Genomic DNA, 21,839 nt, shown 5'->3' with positions numbered 1-21,839 from the left:
CGCACTTTCTGCTCTTCCGGACGTGCGGGAAGAGCAGAAAGTGCGACCTGAACGCGGGAATGAGCCCGGAAACGACCCCGAGCACGCGGATCCGGATCCGATCCCCGACCTTCCGGCGTCGGCTGGAGGGATCCTGCGGATGGCGATGCCGCGGGCGCGCCGGTTCGCCCCGGCCGTGCTGGCCGGCATCGCGTCGGCCGCGGCGGCGGTGGGCCTGCTGCTCGTGAGCGGCTGGCTCATCGTCACCGCGTCGCTCGTCGACAACCTGGTGCCCTTGTCGGTCGCGATCGTCGGGGTGCGGTTCTTCGCGGTGACCCGCGCGGTCACCCGGTACCTCGAGCGCCTCGCCGGGCACGACGCCGCGCTCGGCCGTCTCGCCGACCTGCGCGCCGCGGTGGTGCGCCGGCTCACGCCGCTCGCCCCGGCGGGGCTCGGATCCACCGACCGCGGCGCGGTGCTCACCGCCCTCGTCGACGACGTGGAGAATCTGCAGAACCTGCCCCTGCGCGTGGTGCAGCCGCTGCTCACCGGCGGCGTGGTCGCGGTCGTGTCGATCGGCGTGCTGGCGCTCATCGCCCCGTCGGCCGCGCTCGCCCTCGCCGTCTGCCTCGTGGTCGCGGTCGCCGGCGCCGTGATGCTCGGCGGCATCGTCGGCGCCCGCGCGGAGCGCACGCTCAGCCGCGATCGGGCGGCCCTCGCCGGCGCCCTCGTCGACGAGCTCACCGCCCTCGACGTGCTGCAGGCGTACGGCGCCGAGCCCGCGGCGCGCCAGCGGATCCGCGCCGCCGACGACGCCCTGCGGCGCACGGTCACCCGCACGGCCGCTGCGCAGGCCCTGTCGTCCGCCGTGATCTCGCTCGCCGCGGGTGCGGCCTCGATCGCGGCGCTCGCCCTCGCGGCCCCGGGGCAGCCGGGCGGCGCCGTCGACGCACCGTGGTTCGCGGTCGCCGTGCTGCTGCCGATGGCCGTGTTCGACGTGTTCTCCGCGGTGCCGCAGGCGGCCTCGGCCTGGCGCGGGGTGCGCGCGAGCGCGGAGCGGATCCACGCGCTGCTGCCGGCCGAGCTCCCCGCCGAGGTGCGCGGCGACGCGGGGGAGGGACGGATCCCCGAGCTCCCCGCCGAGGTGCGCGGCGGCGCGGGCGAGGGACGCATCGACGGCGGGGCAGTGCGGCTGCGCGGGGTGACGGCGTCATGGCCGGGCGCGGCGGCGCCCGCGCTGCAGGGTCTCGACCTCGACGCGGCCCCGGGGGAGCGCATCCTCGTGACCGGGTCCAGCGGCGCCGGCAAGTCCACCCTCGCCGCGGTCCTCGTCGGGTTCCTGCGCTTCGACGGCGATTACCGCATCGGCGCCGGTGACGCCGGCCGCGTGCCGGGGCCGGAGCTGCGCCGCCACGTCGGCCTGTGCGAACAGGATCCGATGCTCTTCGATGAGGACCTGCGGCAGAACCTCCTTTTCGCGCGCGACACCGCGACCGACGCCGAACTCCTCGCGGTGCTCGATCGCGTCGGGCTCGGCGCGTGGGTGCGCGAGCGGGGCGGGCTCGACGCGCGGGTGGGGGAGCGCGGCGCCCTGGTCTCCGGCGGGCAGGCTCAGCGCATCGCGCTCGCCCGGGCCCTTCTGCGCGGGTTCGAGGTGCTCGTGCTCGACGAACCCACCGCGGGGGTGGATCCGGACGCCTCCGATGCGCTCCTGCGCGACCTGCTCGGCGCAGCCGGATCCCAGACGGTCATCCTCATCTCGCACGTGGCGCCGCCCGCGGGGACCATCGACCGGACCGTCCGGCTCGACGACGGCCGGATCCTGTCCGTCCGCAACTCCTGAGGCCGGCCCCGGCCACGGATCGCCGCGCGCGTCGCCGCTCTGGCCGCCGGTCCTGGCCGGTGCGTAGGCTGAGGCGCGTGGACGAGGGGGATCGCATGACGGATCAGACACGGGTGGAGTCGACGACGGCGAGCGGACGCAGATTCTCGGTTCCGCGGATCGTGATCGGCGCGCTGACGGTGGCCCTGCTCGTCGCCGGAGAGCTCCTCCCGTTCGTGGTGTCTCCGCTGGGGGAGGGGCGGCACCTCGCTGTATCCGCGTTCACCGCGGCGACCCTGCTCGGCCAGGACGAGGAGGAGCAGCTGATCCGCATCGGCTTCATCGGTCTGCTGATCGTCGTCGCCCTGCTGATCATCGTGGTGTTCCTGGTCATGTTCGCGGAGCGGGTGAGCGTGCTCCTGCGCGTGCTCGCGATCGTGCTGGGTATCCTCGGCGGGATCGGGGCGTGCGTGGTCTTGGGGTTGACCGGGATGGCGATGAACAACGTCTCGGCGACCCCGTGGGCGGGCGGGCCGGTGCTGCTGGTCGCCACGGTCATGGCGACCGTGCTCGTCGCGGTCTCCGGGGTGGGCGGCCGCGCGACGACGCCTGCGACGGGCTGAAGCGCTCTACGCTTTCAGCATGACGAACCCCCGCGGAGCGCTGCTCGTCGGCAGCGTGAACTACGACGACGCCGAGACCACGATGCGCACCGCGGCGGAGCTCCTCGGACCGCGGCTCAAGCGCATCCCCGACGGCGAGGTCGGGATCCGGTTCCACTGGATCATGTTCCAGCCGGATGTGCTCGGCCAGGCCGAAGGGATCGAGCGGGTCGGCGCGGAGCGGATCCCGTTCGGCGCAGGCCTCGACGCCCGGCCGCTGCGGATCGCCGACGGCGTGGACGCGGCGACGATCGCGCTGCCCCCGCTCGGCTACGCCGCCGCAGCGCGCGAGTCGTACGAGATCTTCCGGCGGCTCCGCGACGAGGGCGCGATCGCTGAGGGCGTGCGCTTCCAGGTGTCGCTGCCCACGCCGCTCGCCGTGATCGCGTCGTTCTTCTCCGGCGACGACCGCGCGGCGATCGAGCCCGTGTACACGGCCGCGATGCTGCGCGAGCTCGACGAGATCCTCGCTGCGATCCCGCACGCCGACCTCGCGATCCAATGGGACGTGGCGAGCGAGATCGGCATCATCGAGCGCGCCGCCGGCTACGGGAAGGTCATGGAGGCGTGGTGGCCGGGCGACCCGTTCGGCGGTCTCGTCTCCCGGCTCGCGGCGCTGATCGACGCGGTGCCCGCCGACGTCGAGGCCGGTGTGCACCTCTGCTACGGCGACGCCGCCGAGCGGCACTTCATCGAGCCGGCCGATGCGGGAACGCTCGTGCGCTACGCGAACGCAGTGGTGGCGGCGGTGCATCGCCCGCTCACCTGGCTGCACCTGCCCGTGCCGATCGAACGCGACGACGATGCGTACTTCGCCCCGCTCGACGGGCTCGCCCTGGGGGAGGGCACCGAGCTGTATCTCGGTCTCGTGCACCGCGAGGACGGCCCAGAGGGCGCCGCGCGCCGCATCGCGGCCGCCTCGGCGCATGTCGCGGAGTTCGGTGTCGCGACGGAGTGCGGCATCGGCCGCGCGCCCGCCGGATCCACGGAGGGTATCCTCCGCACGCACGCCGAGGTCGCCGCGGTCTGGTGATGGGGCAAGGAACGAAGGGATGAGGGACATGAACGAGGATCCGATCGGCCGGCCGCTCTCTGCGGAGGTCGAGGGCCTGCGGCTCCAGGAGTGCTGGGCTGCGCTCGCCTCTCAGACCGTGGGGCGTCTCGCGGTGCTGGGCAAGGACGGAGCGCCCGACATCTTCCCGATCAACTACCTGGTGCACGACGAGCGGATCTATCTGCGCTCGGCTCCCGGGGCGAAGCTCGTCGACATCGTGCGCGATGCCCGGGTGGCCTTCGAGGTCGATGCGATCGCGGATGGCATCGCCTGGAGCGTCGTCATCCGCGGCATGGCCGCACGGCTCGACACCGACGACGAGATCGTCGCCTCGGGCGTGCACGATCTGGTCAGCGCCAACCCCACGGCGAAGTACAACTACGTCCGGATCGACCCGCGGGAGATCATGGGGCGGCGCTTCCGCGTGCGGGCCGACTGATTGATTCACGACGCGCCCGGCCGGATCTGCTCGATTCGCGATCGATCCCGGCGTCGCGTAAGCTTGTCCGCGGTGACGTGTCCGAGCGGCCGAAGGTGCAACTCTCGAAAAGTTGTGTAGGGTAACCCCCTACCGTGGGTTCAAATCCCACCGTCACCGCCACCGTGCGAGGCCCCGACATCCCAGTGTTTTCAAGGGATGACGGGGCCTCTGCTGTTGGGTTGAGGCAGCTCGTGGGACAGAATTGGGACACTTTCCCGACGAATTGTTGTCTGGAACATGCTCTCGGACGCGCTGCGGCGTGCTGCCTCGAGAGATAGGGCGACCGTGTCCAGATCGTCCTCGAAGAGGTCTGCGTAGGTGTCGAGCGTCATAGCCGCGGATGCGTGGCCGAGCATGCGCTGTACGGCTTTGACGTTAGCTCCCGAGCTGATCGCAAGACTCGCTGTCGTGTGCCTGAGGTCGTGCGGTGTAACACGTAGAAAGCGTGCGTCCTTTCGCTGGCATCGCCGTACCGCGGCAGCGAACCAGCCATCCTGCGAGTTCGGCAGGATCAGGGTCAAGTCCTTGGACGTGGTGTATCTGATTCGTGATCCTTCGATGCTTGTGTGTCAGGCGGTGAGGGCGCGGAGGTCGGGTTCGATCACCTCGTCGGTGGGTTCGCCGACGCGTCGTGCGGCGGCGAGGGCGTCGAGTCCGAGGTAGCGGCGTTGCTCGGCCCATTCGTCGTGTTGCTCGGCGAGGACGGCACCGACGAGGCGGATTATCGCGTCGCGGTTGGGGAAGATCCCGACGACGTCGGTGCGTCGGCGGATCTCTCGGTTGAGGCGCTCGTTCGGATTGTTGGACCAGATTTGACGCCAGATGCTCTTGGGGAACGCGGTGAACGCGAGGATCTCCTCGCGTGCGGCGTCGAGGTGCTCGAAGCTGCGCGGGAGCTTGTGTTCGAGGGCGTCGAGGACACGGCCGAACTGGGCGTGCACCGCGTCAGCGTCGGGCTGGTCGAACACCGTCCCGAGCAGCGTCTTCACCCATGGCCAGGAGCTCTTCGGGGTCACGCTCATCAGGTTCGCGGCATAGTGGGTGCGGCATCTCTGCCAGGAGCCGCCGACGGTCGCGCCGATTGCGGCGACCAACCCCGCGTGCGCGTCGCTGGTGACGAGCTTGACGCCGGTCAGGCCGCGTGCGACGAGGTCTCGCCAGAACGTGAGCCAGCCGGCTCCGTCCTCGGTGCTGTTGACCTGCAGGCCCAGGATCTCGCGGTATCCGTCCGCGTTCACGCCCGTGGCGACCAGCACCGCGACCTTGACGACCCGGCCGCCTTCGCGGACCTTCATCGTGAGCGCGTCGGCGGCGACGAACGAGTACGGGACGGCGTCCAGGGGACGAGTGCGGAACGCGGTGACTTGCTCGTCGAGATCCTTCGCCATCTCGGAGACCTGCGACTTGCTGAGCCCGGTGATCCCGAGCGTCTTGACCAGGTCGTCCATCCGCCGGGTGGACACGCCCAGCAGGTAACTGGTCGCGACGACGGTGGTCAGTGCGGCCTCCGCGCGGCGGCGCCGTTCCAGCAGCCATTCCGGGAAGTACGTCCCCTGCCGCAGCTTGGGGATCTTCAGGTCGAGCGTGCCGGCGCGGGTGTCGAAGTCGCGGTGCCGGTAGCCGTTGCGCCGGTTGATTCGGTCGTCGCTGATCGTGCCATAGGAGGCGCCGCAGACCTGGTCCGCGTCGGCGGAGAGCAACTGGTTGATGAACGTGCCGAGCATCTCCCGCAGCAAGTCCGGGGAGGCTTGCGCGAGATGGTCTTAGAGGAAACGGGCAGGGTCGATATCGTGGGGTGCGACGGTCATCGTCGTGGTTCCTTTCGAGATGGATGTGAAGAGTTCTCTCGAAGGATCACACGGTGACCGTCGCTTCTTTCAGAGCGACGCGGTCACCGCGATCCGTACACCACCCTGCCGGACGCAACCGCACAGACCGCCTGCGCGCGTTCGCGCTGGACGAATACGTGGGTCTTGCCGCCGGACACGCGGAGAGCTACCGCAGCGTGCTCGAGCGGGGGTTCGTCGAGCCCCTCGGGGTTCCGGCGGAGCGGCTGCACCTCCCGTCCGGGGAGGTGGACGACCCCGCCGCGGCGGCCGACGCATACGAGCGGGAGATCCTCCTCGCGGGAGGCATCGACCTGCAGCTCCTCGGCATCGGGCGCAACGGTCACATCGGCTTCAACGAGCCGGGAAGCGACTTCCGGTCGCTGACCCGCGTGGTGGAGCTCACCGCATCCACCCGGACCGCGAACGCGCGGTTCTTCGCGGACGCCGCCGAGGTCCCGGTCCTGTCGATCAGCCAGGGTCTCGCCACCATCATGCGCGCCCGCTCGATCGCGCTCGTCGCGACCGGCGCCGACAAGGCGGAGGCCGTGCGGGCGGCACTGACCGGACCCGTGGACACCGGGATGCCGGCATCCATCCTGCAGCGCCACCGCCGCCTCCGGGTCTACCTGGACGACGCGGCCGCCGCAGGGCTGGATCTGCCGTTCCTCGGCACGTTCGCCGTCGTCCAGGACTGGCGGGATGCAGAAGCGGAGGCGACCCGATGACCTTCACGGTCGCGGTGCTCGGCACGGGCGCCTTCGCGCGCGAGCACCTGCTCGCCCTGCGCCGCATCCCCGAGGTGCGCGTGAGCCATATCGCGGGGTCCGATCTCGGCCGCGCGAGCGACCTCGCCGCGCTCGTTCCCGGGGCCGTGGCGACGACGGACCTCGGCCGCGGTCGTCACCGACCCCGACGTCGACGGCGTCGACATCTGCAATGCGACGCCCGACCACGCCCCGTGGACGATCGCGGCCGGAAACGCCGGCGGGCAGACCGTCCGGTTCCAGCCGGTGGTCGCCGAGCTCCAGGCGCAGGCCGCGGCCGGCGCCGTCGGGGACCCCGGACTCCTCCACCTCACCTGGTACACCGGTCACGTGTGGCCGGGCGGCTGGCGCGGCTGGCAGCAGGACATCGCGAAATCCGGGGGGCACCCGGTGCACAACGGCACGCACGCGCTCGACCTCGCCGTGTGGCTGATGGGCTCCCAGCCCGTCGAGGTGTTCGCCCGGGACTTCCCGACCTTCGCCGCCGAGATGCCGATGCCCGACAGCTTCCAGCTGCTCGTCCGGTTCGCAAGCGGGGCTCTCGCGACAATCGAGCTCTGCTACGCGCTGACCCAGCCGGGGCGGTTCCTGCGCCGCGTGCTGCTGGCGGGCAGCGCGGGGACAGTTCTGCACGACACCGACGCGGAACCCGGGCTCGCCTCGCCGCGTCATGCCGCACCGCCGTCGTCGCTCGATGACGCGCTCCTGCGCCAGCTGGAGCACTGGGTGCGTGCCGCTCAGGGAAGGGAGCCGATGATCGTCACGACAATCCAGGCACGTCAGGCGCTGGCTGCTGCGGTCGCAGCCCAAGAGTCGCTGCGCACCGGATTGCCCGTCCGTGTCGCAGAGGCGGCACGATGAGCGGCCGGCTGCGGGTCGCGTTCGCGAGCGGCGTGCGACACGCCGGCTCGTACCTCGACGAATTGGCCCGCGATCCACGCGTCGAGATCGTCGGCGTGGCGGAAGAGGCGGATGCCGACGCGTGGATGCGTGCAGACAGCCGGCGCGCGGCGGAGGCGGCACAGGTTCCGTGGCTCGACGACATCCGCGCCGCATCCGACCCCGACCGCGTCGACGTCACGGTCATCTGCAGCGAACCCACCCGCCACGCACGCCTCGCCGCCGACGCGATGTCGGCCGGAGTTCACGTCATGGTCGACAAACCGGTCGCCACGACCCTCGCCGACGTCGACGCGCTGATCGCGCTCGAGCGCACGACGGCGGGCACCGTTTCGGTCGTCAATCGCACGCACGCCGCGGCACTGCGGCGCACACGCGGGTGGATCGACGCGGGTCACCTCGGGTTCCCTCGGCACGTGGATGCGGAGTTCCTCGCGAGCGGCGCGTTCTTCGCGTCGTCGGTCGAACGGCCGGAGCTCGTGGTCGACCCGGCGCTCAGCGGCGGAGGAGAGATGCTGAACTTCCTCGGCTACTGCGCCGATGCGGTCCTCTATCTGACCGGCCTTGCGGTGGAGAGCGTCTACGCCATGACCGGGTCGCTGTTCGCGGCAGGCCACGCCGCGCACGCCGTCGAAGACACCGCCGTGGTGTCGCTCGACCTCCAAAACGGTGTGACCGCGACGATCACCGTCGGGCGCATCCCGTTCGCCCCCGGCTTCGGCCCCACGAGCAGCTCGCTACGCGTCCTCGGATCGCACGGCCACGCGACCGCGGACGACGACCAGCCTGCCGTGCTGCACTTCGGAGCGGGCGGTGTGGGCGCGCACGCGGTCGGCGGAGGCGGGGGAGTGGCACCGTTGCGCGCCTGCCTCACGCATGTGGTGGACAGCCTGCTGGCAGGTCGGGCGCCGGACTACGGGTTGCGCGAAGCGCGCGCATCCCTCGCCATCATCGACGCCGCCTACCGATCCGTCGCGGCCAGGACTCCCACAGAGACGCTATAGCACGTCTACGTGGCGGCCCACACACCGCCGACACCGGAACTTGGACGTCAGCGTCGGCACGATCGAAGTCGCAACGATCGAGGCCGGAGCGTCGTGACGCAGCCTGTTCGCCGAACCCGATCGATGCGTCCCTGGACGCATCGAGGCCACCGGGAAAGCATTCCCTCAAGCTTCCAGCGCCGCCGCCGGGGGTTGATGCCCCATCGGCGACGCCGCGTGCGCCGGCGTCACCGTATCGCGCGGTGTCCTGGCGCGCCCTCGCGCCGCAGATCTTCGATCCGCCCGTAGAGTTCCGGGCTGATCGGGACCGGCACCCCGCTCTGGATCTGATAGGTGATCAGCGGCAGTGCCAACGTGGGATCGTTCGTCCCGTCTGGATAGCTGAGAGGGGTCTGGTCGCCGTTACCGAAAAAGTAGGTGCCGTTGAGACCGCGGTATAGCCCTTCACGAAGCGCTCGGACCGTGCCCTCCGGGTCAAGGCTGCCGTTCTGCATCCACCCCCACGCGAGCAGACGTGCCTGGTCGTATGCGGCGCTCGCCTGCGAGAGCCCCGGAGGTGCCGCGAACCTGCGCTGGTAGTTGCGTCGGAACGCGGTAGCCGCATCCGACCGGGAGAGCGTTGTGGTCGAACTCCAGAGCACTCCTTCGGCGAGAGGGCCGAGCTTCTGGCTGAATGTCGGATGGGACGCGGTGTACGCGTAATACGTCAGGCCAGCGAACCCCGCCTCCGCGAGTTCGCGCTGCATCTCGATCGCCTCCGCCGGAACGAAGTGGGTGACCATGACGATATCGACGCGGTCGTCGAGCGCCTTCCGGACCGTATCGCTCCAGTCGACCCCGGTCGCGGACACCGTCTGCCGGAAGCGGATCGTCCAGCCGATGTCCGCTAACGATGTCGCGAACTCCGGTGAGGCGATCCGCGCACTGGGAACGTCCATTTCGACGACAGCCACCCGCCTGCCCTCCGGCGCCAAGCCGGACTGGTCGAGTTCGGTCAGGAGCCTGCAGAACGCCTTCGCGTAATAGATTTCAGACGGGCAGGTCTGATAGACCATCCCATACCTCGCCGGGTTGTCACGGACGAGCGCTGCGTGCGTCTCGAAAGTATCGAGGTGCAGCAGCGGGCGACCGTACGCCGCAGCCATGTCGAAGAGGAACGGATGCTCGGCGCTGATGTGGCTGCCCGTGATCGCGTCCACCCCCGACGTCGTGAGCTGATCCATCGCCTGACGCACAGATGCCGGATCGGCGACGTCGGCTGCAGCGACGACGTGCTCGACGCGACGCCCCAGGACACCCCCGCCGGCGTTGATCTCCTCGATCGCCAACGCCGTGCCACGCATGTGCTCCAGCGCGTCCTCGCTCGAGTATCCCGAGAGAGCCGCGAGAGTGCCGAGGAAGACCGGTCGTCTCGGCAGCCGTCGGGGAATCGCCTCCATAGTGAAGGTGCGCACGCCGGTTTTGAGGGCGTGCGCCATCCGCTCGAGTGTGATCGCGGCGACGGCGTTCAGACCTTCCGATCCGCCAGGGATCGGTAGTGCGATCAGCTGCGCATCGACGGCGAGCGCGGCGAGACTCGCCCTCGAGTGCTGGTCGAACTTCTTCATGACACGATCGACCTGGGTCGTGACAGTCCGCGGGCTCGTTCCCAGACGCTCAGCGATATCCGCGTTGCGGAGGCCGGCAGCGAGGAGGGTGAGGATCTCCACCTCCCGCTTCGTTATGCCGTCGGGTAGCGTGAGCGGTCCGACGGTCACGGAGGCATGTTCGGCATCCCTGGTGCGGGTCGTGCTGCGCTCGATGCGGACCGAGAGCCAGGTGTCGCTGCGGTAGAGGAACTCGATCTCCTGGCGATTCAGGAGGAGAAAGGCGCGTGCGTAGCCGGCGAGCTCCTCTTGCGGGGGCGCACCCCGCAGCACCCGCACCCGACCGTGTTGGTCGACCAGGAACTCGCCGTGCGTCAGCACGAAGTCGGTCCAGTTCTCGCCCACCCGCTCATTATTGTCGCTCCGCCCCCGCGCGGTCTCAGCGCGGTTCCGGCACCAGGGAAACGGCCTCTGCGGCCGCGTGGACCGCTTCCCGCTGCCACTCCTCCAGCCCCCGTTGCGGATAGGAGGCGAAGAACGCGAGGTATGGGTCTGCGACACCGGAATCCACGCCGGTCAGCTCCTCCAGCACCGCCATGCCACAGAAGGGCACGTAGTGCGCCGAATAGCCACCCTCGTGGGCGAACACGACCCGGCCGCCGCAGAGTCGCTCAGCTGCGTCGATCACCAGTCGAGACATCCGACGGAATCCGTCACTTGTCACGACCATCCGACCGAGCGGGTCGGTGGCCGCGGCGTCCATCCCGCTGCCCACGATGATCAACTCGGGGCGGAAACGGTCGAGCGCAGGCAGCACGACCTCCTCGATGGCGTGCACATACCCACCATCTCCGGTGCCGGCCGGAAGCGGGACGTTCAGAGCCGCGCCCCGCGCGCCCGGACCGCCAGACTCGTCGCGTCGACCGCTGTCAAGTGGGTAGAGGCCGTCCTGGTGCAACGAAATCGTGAGGACGTCCGGGTCGTCCCAGAACACGCTTTGCGTTCCGTTGCCATGGTGCACATCCCAGTCGACGACGGCGATCCTCTTCAGACCGAATTCGGCGCGGGCGATGTGGGCGCCGATCGAGGTGTTCGCCAGGATGCAGAAGCCACGCCCGCGATCGGGTTCAGCGTGGTGGCCGGCGGGGCGCACGAGCGCGTACGCGTTGTGGACCTCGCCGGACAGCACCGCGCGGACCGCGTTGCCGACCGCTCCGGCGGCGAGGCGCGCAATGCTGAGGCCATGCGGCCCGAACTCCGCGTTCTCTCCGGCGTCGCCGCCTGTGCGGTCGAGGTCGTTCAGCCGTTCGAGATACTCGGGCGTGTGAACGCGCAGGATCTCGACGTCACTGACCGCCGTGACTGGGATGCGCGCGAGCTCGGCGGAGAACCCGCTCACCTCGACGAGCGCCGCGAATCGTCCCTTGGTCTCTGGGCTGTCGAAGGCGTGATAGGGCTGCACGAACCCGCCCGGCGGGAAGAAGCCGGAACCATTCCCTGTGTTGTGCCAATTGAAGGCTTCGTGCCATGCCCACCCTGTGATCTTCATCTTCTCTGGCTCTCTCTCATGGTTGTCAGTTGCGCGGCCGACATCATGCCGCCGGGCGCCGCGATGAAATGGTGTCCAGCTGCTCTTCCGACGCCGCGCTTTGGCTGCGGGCGAGCGCGGCGCGACCCCGAGCCTCCCACGACTTCGCGACGATCTGCTGGATCGACTTGTCGAGCGCGACCGCGATGACCAGGGTGAGACCGACGATCACCGTTTGGAGGAACGGAGAGGCCTGCAGGAAGACGAGGCCGTTGCGGAGGACTCCGAAGAACAGGAGACCGGCGACGACACCGCTGACACGACCCGATCCGCCGGCGAAGGCGACGCCACCCAGGAGCACGACGGTCAGTGCGCTCATCTCCATGTTCAGACCCGTGGCCGGGCTGACCGACTGCACTTTGGCCGCGAGCATGATTCCCGCGATCGCCGCACAGGCGCCAGTGACCACATAGAGGCTGAAACGCACCCGGACGACCCGCAAGCCCATCAGGTACGCGGCGCGCTCGCTTCCACCGATGGCGTAGATTGCGCGGCCGACCCGATTTCTGCTCAGCATGTACCACGTGATGGCGATCGCCACGACGAAGAGGACGAGTCGGAGAGGGACCGGACCGATGGTGAGCGCGCCGAGCTGGCCGAACCCAGGAGGAAGCTCGCTCATCGTGATCGTCCTCCCGCCGGTCAGCAGCATCGCACCGCCGCCCCACACGCTCAGGAACCCCAGCGTCACGACGATCGGGTTGAGTCCGAGAACGGCGACGAGGAATCCGTTGATCGTGCCGGCGGCGACACCTGAAGCGACGCCGGCGACCAGCCCAAGGAGCACAGACTGCGTCGACGCCATCACGAGCCCCGCAACGACCGCAGAGATCGAGGCGATGGAGCCGATCGAGAGATCAACGACGCCAGCGATGAGAAGCAGTGCCAGGGGCAACGCGACGATGCCGAGCTCGGAGATCTGAAGCACGACGTTGACGGCGTTGCCCGGCGTCAAGAACCGCGGATTCATGAAGGTGAAAAACGCGATCAGCAGAAGCAGAGCGAGAAAGATGCCGTTCTTCGCGACCAGCGACTTCACGTCGGACAAGGTTGTCTTCATCGGTCGACTCCTTTGTGCGTCGTTTCGGAAAGTGAGAGCAGGGCCGCGACAAGAGCACCGCCGAAATCGGTTCCGTCAGCACGTTCCACGAGAACGGCACGGTCCTCGTAGAGGACGTAAGCGCGGTCGCAGAGCAGCGCGACCTCGTCAGATTCGGCCGACGCGATCAGGACGACGGCTCCGTCTGCGGCCGCCTCGCGCACCGCTTTCGCGATGTCAACGCGTGCGCCAACATCCACACCCTGAGTGGGCTGTGCCATCAGAAGCAGTCGTGGACGTTGCACGTGCATCCAACGTGCAACCAGGTGTTTCTGACGGTTCCCGCCGCTGAACTCGTCGATCGGGGCTCCCCCTTCTGGGCCAGCCACGTTCAGCTCTCGCCGGGCTCGCCCGTATGCCTCTCGGCCGGTGCGGGGTCCGATCCAGCTCCCGCGTCCTCGGGTGCGCCCGTACCACGGCAGGAAGACCGTGTCGATCGCGGACGCTCCCGAGATCAAGCCGTCACGTTCCCGATCGGCCGGGACTAGATGTACACCCTGGCGCACCGCGGTGGCGGGCGAGTCAATGCTGATGTGCGATTCGCCAAGGCTGAAGGTGCGCGCTCCGTTGATTCCGAACAACCCCTCGAGCAGCCCGAACTGGCTGCCTGCAGCCATCCCGAAAAGGCCAAGCACCTCGCCGGCGTAGGCTTCGATCTCCGAAAACGCGCCCTCGAGCCGAAGACCGCCGCCAGTGGCTACCGCACGCTTTTCGAGCGTGTCAAAGGTGGCGCCTGGCGCGAGTGCGCGAGAAAGAGAAGGTCCATCGAAGTCCCCCGCAGATCCGTCGACTTCGAGTCGACCCGCCCGCAGGATGAGGATGCGGTCGCACACATCGAGGATGTCCGGGAGCCGGTGGGACACATACACGATCGTCACACCGTCTGCTGCAAGGCTCCGGATCAATGAATGCAGAGCGATAGTCTCCGTTCGACCGAGGGCCGCGGTCGGCTCATCGAGCATGAGGATCTTCAGCTCGCCGCGGACAAGCCCGCGCGCAAGATCGACGAGTTGACGCTCGCCGAGCCCGAGTGACCCGACTTCTCTGGACAGATCGACATCGGAACCAACGCGAGCGAGCGCTGCGCGCGCCTGAGCAGTCCAGTCCCCGCGCGGGACCAGCCGCTCCTGCCCGAGGAACAAGTTGTCGATCACGCTCAGGTTCGGCGCCAGCGCGGGCTCCTGGTGGATGACGGTGACGCCGAACTTCGCCATCTCGGCGGGGTTCGTGTGTTCAGGCGCCCGCACTCCGTCGATGATCACCCCGCCGCTGGTCGCCGGGAGAACGCCGGATACGACGTTGAACAGGGTGGACTTCCCGGCGCCGTTGTGGCCGAGTAGACCCACGATCTCGCCGGCTCTCAGGGTCGCGCTCACCGATTCCAAGGCGCGTGTCGGTCCGAATTCCACTTGGACGGCGTCGAACACAAGACGCGCGGGCGGGGTACCTACTCGCGCCGGCGTCGCCGCTGCGTCACTTGGTGTAGAACGAGTCGACATTGTCAGCGGTGATCGGAGTGGACTTCATGGTGATGTCCGTGAGCTTCTTGTGCTCGGCGGCCGCAACGATGAGCTTGACGTTGTTCGCGGCGAGCTCCTTGGCGGGCAGGATGTAGGCAAGCCGCCAGATGCTCTCCTTCTTCTTGATGATGTCAAGAGCCTCGTTGGTGGCGTCGAGGGCACCGAGGAGGACGTCGGGGTCGTCGGCCTTGACGCCGTGCTGGATCAGGCTCCGATAGGCCCCGATCATCTGGTCGGAGCTCACCGACAGCCACACCTTCGTCGTCGGGTCTGCCGCCAGTTGAGTCGTCGCAAGGTCGGAGCCGTTCTGGACAGTCAGGGCGGGCATGTCGCTGATCTTCACCTTGGCGCCCGCCTTTGCCAGCCCGTCCTTGATGCCGTTCGACCGCTCGCGTCCGAGATCGTTGTCGTAGTAGCTGAACAGACCCACTGGCACGGTGGTCGACCCATACTTCTTGACGATCCATTCCCCCGCGGCTTTGCCGAGCGTGAAGCCGTCCGAGTAGTTGTCGATCAGCATGGTCGCCTTCACGCCCTTCCATTTGGTGGCGTAGGCAACGACGGGGATGCCAGCCGCGGTCGCGTCGGCCGTGACGGCATCCATCGAGTCGGACTGAACCGGGTAGCCCATGATGGCCTTCACATCACCGCGCTGGATCCACGACTCCCAGCTGTTCACCTGATTCTGGACGTTCCATTGCGGGTCATCACTGAGCAGCTCATAACCCTGGCTTGCGAGGTCGGCCTTCATGTATTTGAGCTCGTCCACCCAGATCTGGATATCCATACCGGCGAAGCTCATGGCGACGATGCCCTTGTCGGCCACCTTCGCGTTGGAACCTGCGGCCGCGCCCGCGGCGCAGCCACTGAGCAGGGCGGACGCCGCGAGCGCCGCCACAAGCGCCCCTGCAATGGTGCGTTTCTTCATCTTGTGCCTCCAGAGATCAATTGCGGGCCGTGCGGCCCGCCACGACCACGCCCTCGTGGCTGTGCTGACCTACTCCAGCGCACTTGGGCCAAGGGCACATGCGATGAATTACGTATTACTGTTTGTGCGAGCTTCGTATGAAGAAGTTCGTACGATAGGGACTGCTGCACGAATAGGTGACATCTGATCTGGCTTGCCCGAGGGGTTGGCCTGGAAGGATGTTGCTGTGCCGAAGCCCTACCCCACTGAGTTCCGTGACGATGTCGTGCGCGTCGCGCGAAATCGTGAGCCCGGTGTGACGATCGAGCAGATCGCGAAAGACTTCGGTGTTCACCCCATGACGTTGCAGAAGTGGATGCGTCGCGCCGACATCGACGAGGGAGCCAAGCCCGGCCAGTCCCGAACCGAGGCGGCCGAGATCCGCGAATTGCGGAAGCGAAACCGGCTCCTCGAACAGGAGAACGAGGTCCTGCGGCGTGCGGCGGCGTATCTGTCGCAGGCGAACCTGCCGGGAAAAGGTTCTACCCGCTCGTGACGGAGCTCGCCGCCGCAGGGATTCCTGTGACGGTGACGTGCCGGGTATTGAAGCTCTCCCGCCAGCCCTACTACCGCTGGCTGGCGAACCCCATCACCGATAGTGAGGTGGTGGAGGCGTATCGCGCGAACGCGCTATTCGACGCGCACCAGGACGACCCCGAGTTCGGGCACCGCCTCCTCGCCGACGAGGCCCGCGACAACGGAGAGGCGATGTCGGATCGGACGGCGTGGCGGATCGCGTCGAGTAACGGCTGGTTCAGCGCGTTCGGCAAGCCCAAGCGCGGCAAGGGCCGCCGACCCGGCCCTCCCGTCCACGACGACCTGTGCGCGGTCGTCGACGAGGACGGGCGTGTGCGGCACGTGTTCACAGCGGAGGCGCCGAACGAACTGTGGCTGACCGACATCACGGAACACCGGACCGCGGAGGGCAAGCTCTACCTCTGCGCCATCAAGGACGTCTACTCGGGACGGATCGTCGGGTACTCGATCGACTCCCGGATGAAGTCCCGTCTGGCCGTCCAAGCCCTCGAGAACGCTGTTGCGATGCGCGGCGACGTCGCCGGATGCATCGTGCATTCCGACAGGGGATCTCAGTTCCGAAGCCGGAAGATGCTCCGCGCCCTCAGCCGGCATCGCATGGTCGGGAGCATGGGCAGAGTAGGGTCCAGCGGAGACAACGCAGCTATGGAATCGTTCTTCGCGCTGCTGCAGAAGAACGTCCTCAACCGCCGAACCTGGACCACCCGCGAGCAACTCCGCATCGCGATGGTGACCTGGATCGAACGGACCTACCACCGTCGCCGACGCCAGGCACGCCTGGGCCGTTTGACGCCCATCGAGTTCGAGACCATCATGAACACGACCGTCGCACTGGCGGCGTGACTATAACCTGTCACCTATCCGTGCAGCAGTCCCATACGTAATTGATCGCATGCCACGTCGTCCGCATGGGGGAAGAATCGAGCCCTCGGCACACAGGGAGAGACCTCGCGCCGATCGGATGCAACGGGAGAACGATGCACACCATCTCATGGCCGGAGGGACGCCGCTTCGCTGCGACGGTCAGTTTCGACTTCGACGCCGAGGAGGTGTGGATCGGCGAGAACCCTGCCAACGCTCATCGACCAGGCGTCTTGTCGCAGGGCGCGTACGGCCCCCGTGTTGGAGTCCCGCTCATCCTCGACCTGCTTGACCGGCACGGGGTCACCGCGACCTTCTTCGTGTGCGGTCGGGACGCGGAGCGCCATGACGCGTCCGTACGCTCGATCATCGCCGCAGGACATGAGGTTGCCCACCACGGTCATACCCACACGAATCCCACAGAGCTCAGCCATGAGGAGCAGACGGCCGAGATCGTCGATGGCCTTCGTGTCCTTCGGGGTCTGGGAGCGAAGGTCGTCGGCTACCGTTCACCGTCCTGGGAGCTGACCGATCACACGCGGGAGCTGCTCGCATCGAACGACTTCATGTACTCGTCGAACAGGCTGGACGCTCTCGTGCCGTACGTCGACGACGACGGGCTCATCGAGGTCCCGGTGTCGTGGATCCTCGACGATGCGCCGCACTTCTGGTTCGCAAACGACACGTGGGACAAGACGATCCGGTCTACGCGCGAAGTGCTTGACGTGTGGCTTCCCGAGATCGACGGCGTCGCGCGACTCGGCGGGCATGTCATGCTCACGATGCATCCCATGCTCATCGGCCGCCCGTCGCGACTCGACATGCTCGATCAGGTGCTCGAACACTTGACGCAGCGGGGCGCGTGGTTCTGCACGGCCGCCGAGGCGGCGGCCGCCGTGGCGGCCCCGGTGGCGGCGTGATGGCCCGGGTTGCGATCGTCACTGGCGCAGCGAGGGGCCTCGGCGCCGGGATCGCACATGCACTCCTTGCCGCCCGATACAACGTTACGGTAGTTGACGCGCTGCCCGCCGTGCACGACGTCTTCGCGGAGGCCGTGTCCGACGGTAGGGTCCTGGCTCAGTGCGTCGATCTGTCGGTTCCGGGAACCGAACGGCGGCTCTTGGAGGAGACGCTCAATGCCTTCGGGCGCTGTGACGCCGTGGTCAACAACGCGGGGATCGGTGGTCCTCACCTGAAGGTCGCGGACCTCGACGACGCGTCGGTCCACGACGTGCTCGCGATCAACCTGCTCGCCGCACTGCGGCTATGCCGCGCAGCCCTGCCGGCGCTCCGCCAGTCGGGCAGCGGCCGGGTGGTGAACATTGGCTCGGTCTTCGCTGAACGGCCCTCCGTCGCCGATGCAGCCTACGGCATGTCCAAGGCCGCGCTCGCTGCGCTGACGCGCTCCCTCGCCCTGGAAGAGGGTGCACACGGCATCACCGCCAATACTGTCGCACCGGGTTACATGCTGACCGAGATGCACCGCGAGGAGGCCACGCGGATGGCGGCTGCTGCAGCCACCAGCGTCGATCTACAGCTTGCTGAACTCCGCAATCGCGTTCCGGTGCCACGACACGGAACCGCAGACGACGTCGGCAGCCTCGTGACGTGGCTGCTCTCACCTCATGCCGGATACGTGTCGGGGCAGGTCCTCCGCGTCGACGGCGCCCTCTCGATCGCTTAGGACCCACCATGCGCATCACGCCCAGAACATTGCCACACATCCGCATCAGCGGCGCGCCCAGGCAGCGCGGCCGAATGTATGGCGAGTTGGCCCGCGCTGAGGTCCACGCTGGCCGCGACGGCTACGCCCGGAATTTCGCCGCGAGTGGCATCACCTGGCCGCAAGCGACGGCACATGCGATGAAGTACCTGGACGCCATCCACCGAGCCTCCCCGGACATCGTGGCGGAACTCGAGGGCATCGCGGACGGTGCAGCGCTCCCCTTCGTGGACGTGCTGGCGATGAACTGCCGCACCGAGATCATGTGGGCGCAGGTCAACCGTGACGCGCCCAAGACCTCCGCCCTTCGTGGCGAGTGCAGCTCCTTCGGCCTCCACCCCGACAACACTGGGACGGGGCATACACTGGTCGGCCAGAATTGGGATTGGCTCGTGCATGCTGCGGACAGCGTCATCCTCCTCGAAGTGGAACCCGATGACGGGCCAAACTTCGTCACTGTCGTAGAAGCCGGGTTGCTCGCGAAGGCGAGCCTGAACGCCGAAGGCGTCGGCATCGCGGTGAACACCCTCGCGACCAGCCACGACGGAGAGGTCAGCGGGGTGCCGTTCCACGTCCTTCTCCGCCTCCTAACCGCGAGCACGACTGCATTCGACGCGTTGGAAATCCTCGCCTCGCACGCGCGAGCATCCTCGGGGCATTTTCTCGTCGGCGCCGCCGGAGGCGCTCTCCTCAGCATCGAGTGCGAACCGGGCGGAATCGGTGGCGTCCACGTGCGCACACCGGACGACGGCATGCTCGCACACACCAATCACTTCGTCGGCAACCCCCACGGTGACGATCTCGCACCGTTCGTCATGGCCGACAGCTACATACGTCAACAGCGCCTCACCGACCTCCTCCGGGGTCATCACGAGGCGACCATCGAGTCGCTCAACACTGCGCTGTCCGACCACACCGACGCCCCCGGATCCATCTGCACCCATCCCGACCTGCGCGCGGACCCCACCAAGCGATGGTGCACTTTGGCCTCACTCATCTTCGATCTCGAACGCCGCGTCGTGCACCTCTCCGACGGAAATCCATGCAGCACACAACGTCGCGAGCTCGACTTCGCGGAATTCCTTCGCCCGCGCGCCGAGGATGGGGTGCCCTCTGAGCTGGTCATCTCGGCATGAGCGCCGTCATCGTCGTCACCGGGGCCGCATCGGGTATCGGTGCCGCTGTCCGCCGACAGGCGCTGTCCCACGGTGACATCGTCCTCGCGCTCGACCAGTTACCGCCTCGTGAGGACGGGGAGCCCGGGACATTCTGGGAGCAGTGCGACGTCACAGACCGGAACGCCGTGGAAGGCGCCCTGTTGAGCGGTTTCGAGAGGATCGGGAAGCCGCCCGCGGCCCTGGTGCACTGCGCGGGGATCTACCTGACCTCACCGAGCGAAACAGCCGATCTCTCCGTGTGGGAACGCGTGCTCGCGGTGAACGCAACGGGCTCATTCCAACTGGCTTCGCTCGTCGGCCGACACATGCTCGCGGCTGGCTCCGGCAGCATTGTGCTCCTGAGCTCCATCGCGTGGGCGCTCGGCGACAACACGGAGCCGAGTGCTGCGTACGCCGCCAGCAAGGGGGCGGTCGTGTCGCTCGGGCGCCAACTCGCAACCGAGTGGGGACCGCGAGGGGTGCGAACGAATGTTGTAGTTCCAGGTGTCATCGACACCGGGATGACGACCATCATCAAAGACGAAGCCGGATTCCGGTCAGCCGTCGGCTCGATCCCACTGGGGCGCATCGGCACCGCGGACGAGGTCGCACACGTTTGCCGGTTTCTCGCTTCCACAGACGCATCCTTCGTCAACGGCGCCGTGATCCCCGTGGACGGCGGCCAGCTGGTCATGTGACGGAAAGCCCAGTGGGACTGCTGCACGAGTAGGTGACAGGTTGTAGTCACGCCGCCAGTGCGACGGTCGTGTTCATGATGGTCTCGAACTCGATGGGCGTCAAACGGCCCAGGCGTGCCTGGCGTCGGCGGCGGTGGTAGGTGCGTTCGATCCAGGTGACCATCGCGATGCGTAAGTGATCCCGGGTGGTCCAGGACCGGCGGTTGAGGACGTTCTTCTGCAGCAACGCAAAGAAGCTCTCCATAGCGGCATTGTCCCCGCTGGACCCGACTCTTCCCATGCTTCCGACCATGCGATGACGGGCCAGGGCGCGGAGCATCTTCCTGCTTCGGAATTGAGAGCCGCGGATGCTCTCCTAAGAGTCAAGCGGCAATTTTGGCGGGTTTCGTGTTCGGGGTGATGTGTTCGATGCCGGGGTTGAGGAGGAAGTAGACCTCGCGGGCGAGGTAGCGCTTGAGGCAGCGGATGATCTCCATCTTCGAGTGGCCTTCGGCGGTCTTCTTCGCGGCGTAGGCCTGCGTCTTGGGGTCGATTCTGAGGCGGCTGATCACCGCGAGATGCAGGGCCCGGTTCGCCTGCCGGTCGCCACCGCGGTTGAGCCTGTGCCGCTGGGTCATTCCGGACGAGGCGGGAAGCGGGGACACGCCGCAGAGCATCGCGAACGAGGCTTCCGAGCGCAGCCGGTCCGGGTTGTCGCCGGCGGTGACGAGGAGTTGTCCGGCGACTTCGATGCCGATTCCGACGCGTTCGAGCAGCTGCGGGGCGAGAGCTTCGACGATGGGGTTGATCAGGTCATCGAGGCCGACGATCTCGTCGGTGAGCTCGAGGTAGCGGCGACCGAACGACTTCAACGCGACCCGGTAGGCGACGACGGGGTCGGTCGCGTTGGAGACGTCGGGGCGCCAGGCGGCGAGGTGGCGGATCAGCTGCATGCGGGTGAGGTTTCGGACCTGGTCACGGACTTCGTCGGGCGCGGAGACGATCGACATGCGCAGCAGCTGCAGCGTGTTGCGGCGTTCCCGGACCGCTTGAGCGCGGGCGACGCGCAGGATCCTGAGGGCCTCGACCGCGCCGTCCTTCGACTTCGGGATCGTGGTGCGCCGCTCATGCAGTGCGGCGCGGGCGGCGTTGATCGCATCCAGATCGTCGTCCTTGCCTTTGCGTCGGCGGTCGGAGCGGTCGGGCCGGTCGACCTCGAGAACGACGACGTCGTTCTTGGCGAGGTGGCGGGTGAGACCGGCGCCGTACGATCCGGTGCCCTCGATCCCGATCCTGACGAGTTCTCCGTGGCTGTGCACCCACGCCAGCAACGCCCGGTAGCCGGCACGGGTCGTGGAGAAACTGTGTGTGCCCATCACGGTGCCGGCCGCGTCCACGACGGCGGCGACGTGGATCTCCTTGTGCGTGTCGACTCCTGCGAACACGGGCGGGTGGGATTGAGGTGGTCGTGTCGTGTCGTGGATGATGGTCATGTCGTGCTCCGATCTGCTCGCGTGGGGGTGGGGAACGGCACCGCGCACCACCAGACCGGCGGACAAGACAGTGATGAGCACCTGTTGGCGCAGGCTCTCCTTAGGTCACTCCGGCGGCGAGGCGTGACGCCTCACC

18 protein-coding genes, 1 tRNA gene and 3 pseudogenes are annotated in these 21,839 nt (G+C 67.8%); 13 read left to right on the top strand and 9 right to left on the bottom strand.

From position 1 onward, the window contains the following. Positions 1-139 precede the first annotated feature (139 nt). The 5 genes from cydC to ACYQ1L_RS16550 all read left to right on the top strand — a co-directional run bounded on the left by cydC (position 140) and on the right by ACYQ1L_RS16550 (position 4,118). On the top strand, positions 140-1,822 hold the full coding sequence (gene cydC, locus ACYQ1L_RS16570; RefSeq protein ID WP_460005842.1) for a thiol reductant ABC exporter subunit CydC: 1,683 nt from the start codon (positions 140-142) through the stop codon (positions 1,820-1,822). Between the two features lie 95 nt (positions 1,823-1,917). Next, a complete protein-coding gene (locus ACYQ1L_RS16565; protein ID WP_460005118.1) occupies positions 1,918-2,424 on the top strand; it encodes a hypothetical protein in 507 nt (168 codons plus the stop codon). A gap of 19 nt (positions 2,425-2,443) precedes the next feature. Further along, entirely contained in the window at positions 2,444-3,496 is a 1,053-nt protein-coding gene (locus ACYQ1L_RS16560) for a hypothetical protein (RefSeq protein WP_460005117.1), read from the top strand. 19 nt (positions 3,497-3,515) lie between these two features. Further along, complete coding sequence (locus tag ACYQ1L_RS16555; protein ID WP_460005116.1) at positions 3,516-3,956, top strand: pyridoxamine 5'-phosphate oxidase family protein; 441 nt, start codon at positions 3,516-3,518, stop codon at positions 3,954-3,956. 71 nt (positions 3,957-4,027) lie between these two features. Then, positions 4,028-4,118, top strand: a tRNA-Ser gene (locus tag ACYQ1L_RS16550). A 29-nt stretch (positions 4,119-4,147) separates the two neighbouring features. On the opposite strand, the pseudogene ACYQ1L_RS16545 reads toward ACYQ1L_RS16550, so the two are convergent. Together ACYQ1L_RS16545 and ACYQ1L_RS16540 are read right to left on the bottom strand one after the other, a co-directional pair. After that, positions 4,148-4,489: pseudogene (locus ACYQ1L_RS16545) on the bottom strand (tyrosine-type recombinase/integrase); the annotation flags it as partial. Between the two features lie 78 nt (positions 4,490-4,567). Then, positions 4,568-5,806, bottom strand: a pseudogene (locus ACYQ1L_RS16540) (IS256 family transposase). Positions 5,807-5,859: 53 nt separating this feature from the next. Between ACYQ1L_RS16540 and ACYQ1L_RS16535 the strand changes: the two are divergent. The 3 genes from ACYQ1L_RS16535 to ACYQ1L_RS16525 all read left to right on the top strand — a co-directional run bounded on the left by ACYQ1L_RS16535 (position 5,860) and on the right by ACYQ1L_RS16525 (position 8,495). Next, a complete protein-coding gene (locus ACYQ1L_RS16535; protein WP_460005115.1) occupies positions 5,860-6,552 on the top strand; it encodes a glucosamine-6-phosphate deaminase in 693 nt (230 codons plus the stop codon). 285 nt (positions 6,553-6,837) lie between these two features. Then, entirely contained in the window at positions 6,838-7,452 is a 615-nt protein-coding gene (locus ACYQ1L_RS16530; RefSeq protein ID WP_460005114.1) for a Gfo/Idh/MocA family oxidoreductase, read from the top strand. Further along, on the top strand, positions 7,449-8,495 hold the full coding sequence (locus ACYQ1L_RS16525; protein ID WP_460005113.1) for a Gfo/Idh/MocA family protein: 1,047 nt from the start codon (positions 7,449-7,451) through the stop codon (positions 8,493-8,495). Before ACYQ1L_RS16530 ends, ACYQ1L_RS16525 begins: the two co-directional genes overlap by 4 nt. Before the next feature lie 227 nt (positions 8,496-8,722). Here ACYQ1L_RS16525 and ACYQ1L_RS16520 read toward each other — a convergent pair whose 3' ends face one another. The 5 genes from ACYQ1L_RS16520 to ACYQ1L_RS16500 form a co-directional block, all read right to left on the bottom strand. Beyond that, complete coding sequence (locus ACYQ1L_RS16520) at positions 8,723-10,252, bottom strand: ABC transporter substrate-binding protein (protein WP_460005841.1); 1,530 nt, start codon at positions 10,250-10,252, stop codon at positions 8,723-8,725. Between the two features lie 268 nt (positions 10,253-10,520). Further along, the gene (locus tag ACYQ1L_RS16515) at positions 10,521-11,630 is read right to left on the bottom strand and encodes a class II histone deacetylase (protein WP_460005112.1); all 1,110 of its coding nucleotides are present in this window, start codon (positions 11,628-11,630) and stop codon (positions 10,521-10,523) included. A gap of 43 nt (positions 11,631-11,673) precedes the next feature. Beyond that, positions 11,674-12,729 carry an ABC transporter permease gene (locus ACYQ1L_RS16510; protein WP_460005111.1) on the bottom strand — a complete coding sequence of 352 codons (1,056 nt, stop codon included), beginning with the start codon at positions 12,727-12,729 and terminating at the stop codon, positions 11,674-11,676. Then, positions 12,726-14,177, bottom strand: coding sequence for an ATP-binding cassette domain-containing protein (locus ACYQ1L_RS16505; RefSeq protein ID WP_460005110.1), 1,452 nt, complete (start codon positions 14,175-14,177; stop codon positions 12,726-12,728). Before ACYQ1L_RS16505 ends, ACYQ1L_RS16510 begins: the two co-directional genes overlap by 4 nt. A 64-nt stretch (positions 14,178-14,241) precedes the next feature. After that, positions 14,242-15,216 (bottom strand): sugar ABC transporter substrate-binding protein, encoded by a 975-nt coding sequence (locus ACYQ1L_RS16500; RefSeq protein WP_460005109.1) that lies wholly within the window; start codon positions 15,214-15,216, stop codon positions 14,242-14,244. Between the two features lie 226 nt (positions 15,217-15,442). Between ACYQ1L_RS16500 and ACYQ1L_RS16495 the strand changes: the two genes are divergently transcribed. The 5 genes from ACYQ1L_RS16495 to ACYQ1L_RS16475 all read left to right on the top strand — a co-directional run bounded on the left by ACYQ1L_RS16495 (position 15,443) and on the right by ACYQ1L_RS16475 (position 20,231). Further along, positions 15,443-16,635 (top strand): IS3 family transposase gene (locus ACYQ1L_RS16495; RefSeq protein ID WP_460002364.1). Its coding sequence is split into 2 segments (ribosomal slippage): positions 15,443-15,727 and positions 15,730-16,635, totalling 1,191 coding nucleotides; the frame shifts between segments, so codons are not numbered across the junction. A gap of 134 nt (positions 16,636-16,769) precedes the next feature. Next, the gene (locus ACYQ1L_RS16490) at positions 16,770-17,573 is read left to right on the top strand and encodes a polysaccharide deacetylase family protein (protein WP_460005108.1); all 804 of its coding nucleotides are present in this window, start codon (positions 16,770-16,772) and stop codon (positions 17,571-17,573) included. After that, a complete protein-coding gene (locus tag ACYQ1L_RS16485) occupies positions 17,573-18,337 on the top strand; it encodes an SDR family NAD(P)-dependent oxidoreductase (RefSeq protein ID WP_460005107.1) in 765 nt (254 codons plus the stop codon). Before ACYQ1L_RS16490 ends, ACYQ1L_RS16485 begins: the two co-directional genes overlap by 1 nt. Before the next feature lie 8 nt (positions 18,338-18,345). Further along, a complete protein-coding gene (locus ACYQ1L_RS16480; protein ID WP_460005106.1) occupies positions 18,346-19,512 on the top strand; it encodes a C45 family autoproteolytic acyltransferase/hydrolase in 1,167 nt (388 codons plus the stop codon). After that, entirely contained in the window at positions 19,509-20,231 is a 723-nt protein-coding gene (locus ACYQ1L_RS16475; RefSeq protein ID WP_460005105.1) for an SDR family NAD(P)-dependent oxidoreductase, read from the top strand. The genes ACYQ1L_RS16480 and ACYQ1L_RS16475 overlap by 4 nt, the downstream gene beginning before the upstream one ends. A 46-nt stretch (positions 20,232-20,277) precedes the next feature. Here the strand turns inward: ACYQ1L_RS16475 and ACYQ1L_RS16470 are convergent. Both ACYQ1L_RS16470 and ACYQ1L_RS16465 read right to left on the bottom strand, forming a co-directional pair. Further along, a pseudogene (locus tag ACYQ1L_RS16470) lies at positions 20,278-20,583 on the bottom strand (integrase core domain-containing protein); the annotation flags it as partial. A gap of 10 nt (positions 20,584-20,593) precedes the next feature. Beyond that, positions 20,594-21,703 carry an IS110 family RNA-guided transposase gene (locus ACYQ1L_RS16465; RefSeq protein ID WP_460003972.1) on the bottom strand — a complete coding sequence of 370 codons (1,110 nt, stop codon included), beginning with the start codon at positions 21,701-21,703 and terminating at the stop codon, positions 20,594-20,596. Positions 21,704-21,839: the final 136 nt, after the last annotated feature.

Source organism: Microbacterium xylanilyticum (assembly GCF_054654695.1).
This window is presented reverse-complemented; position numbering and strand designations above follow the sequence as displayed.

What these genes read in the sequence shown, in the direction of transcription:
- cydC (WP_460005842.1), top strand. Translation starts at nt 140, where the DNA reads ATGGCGATGCCGCGGGCGCGCCGGTTCGCCCCGGCCGTGCTGGCCGGC.
- ACYQ1L_RS16565 (WP_460005118.1), top strand. Translation starts at nt 1,918, where the DNA reads ATGACGGATCAGACACGGGTGGAGTCGACGACGGCGAGCGGACGCAGA.
- ACYQ1L_RS16560 (WP_460005117.1), top strand. Translation starts at nt 2,444, where the DNA reads ATGACGAACCCCCGCGGAGCGCTGCTCGTCGGCAGCGTGAACTACGAC.
- ACYQ1L_RS16555 (WP_460005116.1), top strand. Translation starts at nt 3,516, where the DNA reads ATGAGGGACATGAACGAGGATCCGATCGGCCGGCCGCTCTCTGCGGAG.
- ACYQ1L_RS16525 (WP_460005113.1), top strand. Translation starts at nt 7,449, where the DNA reads ATGAGCGGCCGGCTGCGGGTCGCGTTCGCGAGCGGCGTGCGACACGCC.
- ACYQ1L_RS16515 (WP_460005112.1), bottom strand. Translation starts at nt 11,630, where the DNA reads ATGAAGATCACAGGGTGGGCATGGCACGAAGCCTTCAATTGGCACAAC.
- ACYQ1L_RS16510 (WP_460005111.1), bottom strand. Translation starts at nt 12,729, where the DNA reads ATGAAGACAACCTTGTCCGACGTGAAGTCGCTGGTCGCGAAGAACGGC.
- ACYQ1L_RS16500 (WP_460005109.1), bottom strand. Translation starts at nt 15,216, where the DNA reads ATGAAGAAACGCACCATTGCAGGGGCGCTTGTGGCGGCGCTCGCGGCG.
- ACYQ1L_RS16490 (WP_460005108.1), top strand. Translation starts at nt 16,770, where the DNA reads ATGCACACCATCTCATGGCCGGAGGGACGCCGCTTCGCTGCGACGGTC.
- ACYQ1L_RS16485 (WP_460005107.1), top strand. Translation starts at nt 17,573, where the DNA reads ATGGCCCGGGTTGCGATCGTCACTGGCGCAGCGAGGGGCCTCGGCGCC.
- ACYQ1L_RS16480 (WP_460005106.1), top strand. Translation starts at nt 18,346, where the DNA reads ATGCGCATCACGCCCAGAACATTGCCACACATCCGCATCAGCGGCGCG.
- ACYQ1L_RS16475 (WP_460005105.1), top strand. Translation starts at nt 19,509, where the DNA reads ATGAGCGCCGTCATCGTCGTCACCGGGGCCGCATCGGGTATCGGTGCC.
- ACYQ1L_RS16465 (WP_460003972.1), bottom strand. Translation starts at nt 21,703, where the DNA reads ATGACCATCATCCACGACACGACACGACCACCTCAATCCCACCCGCCC.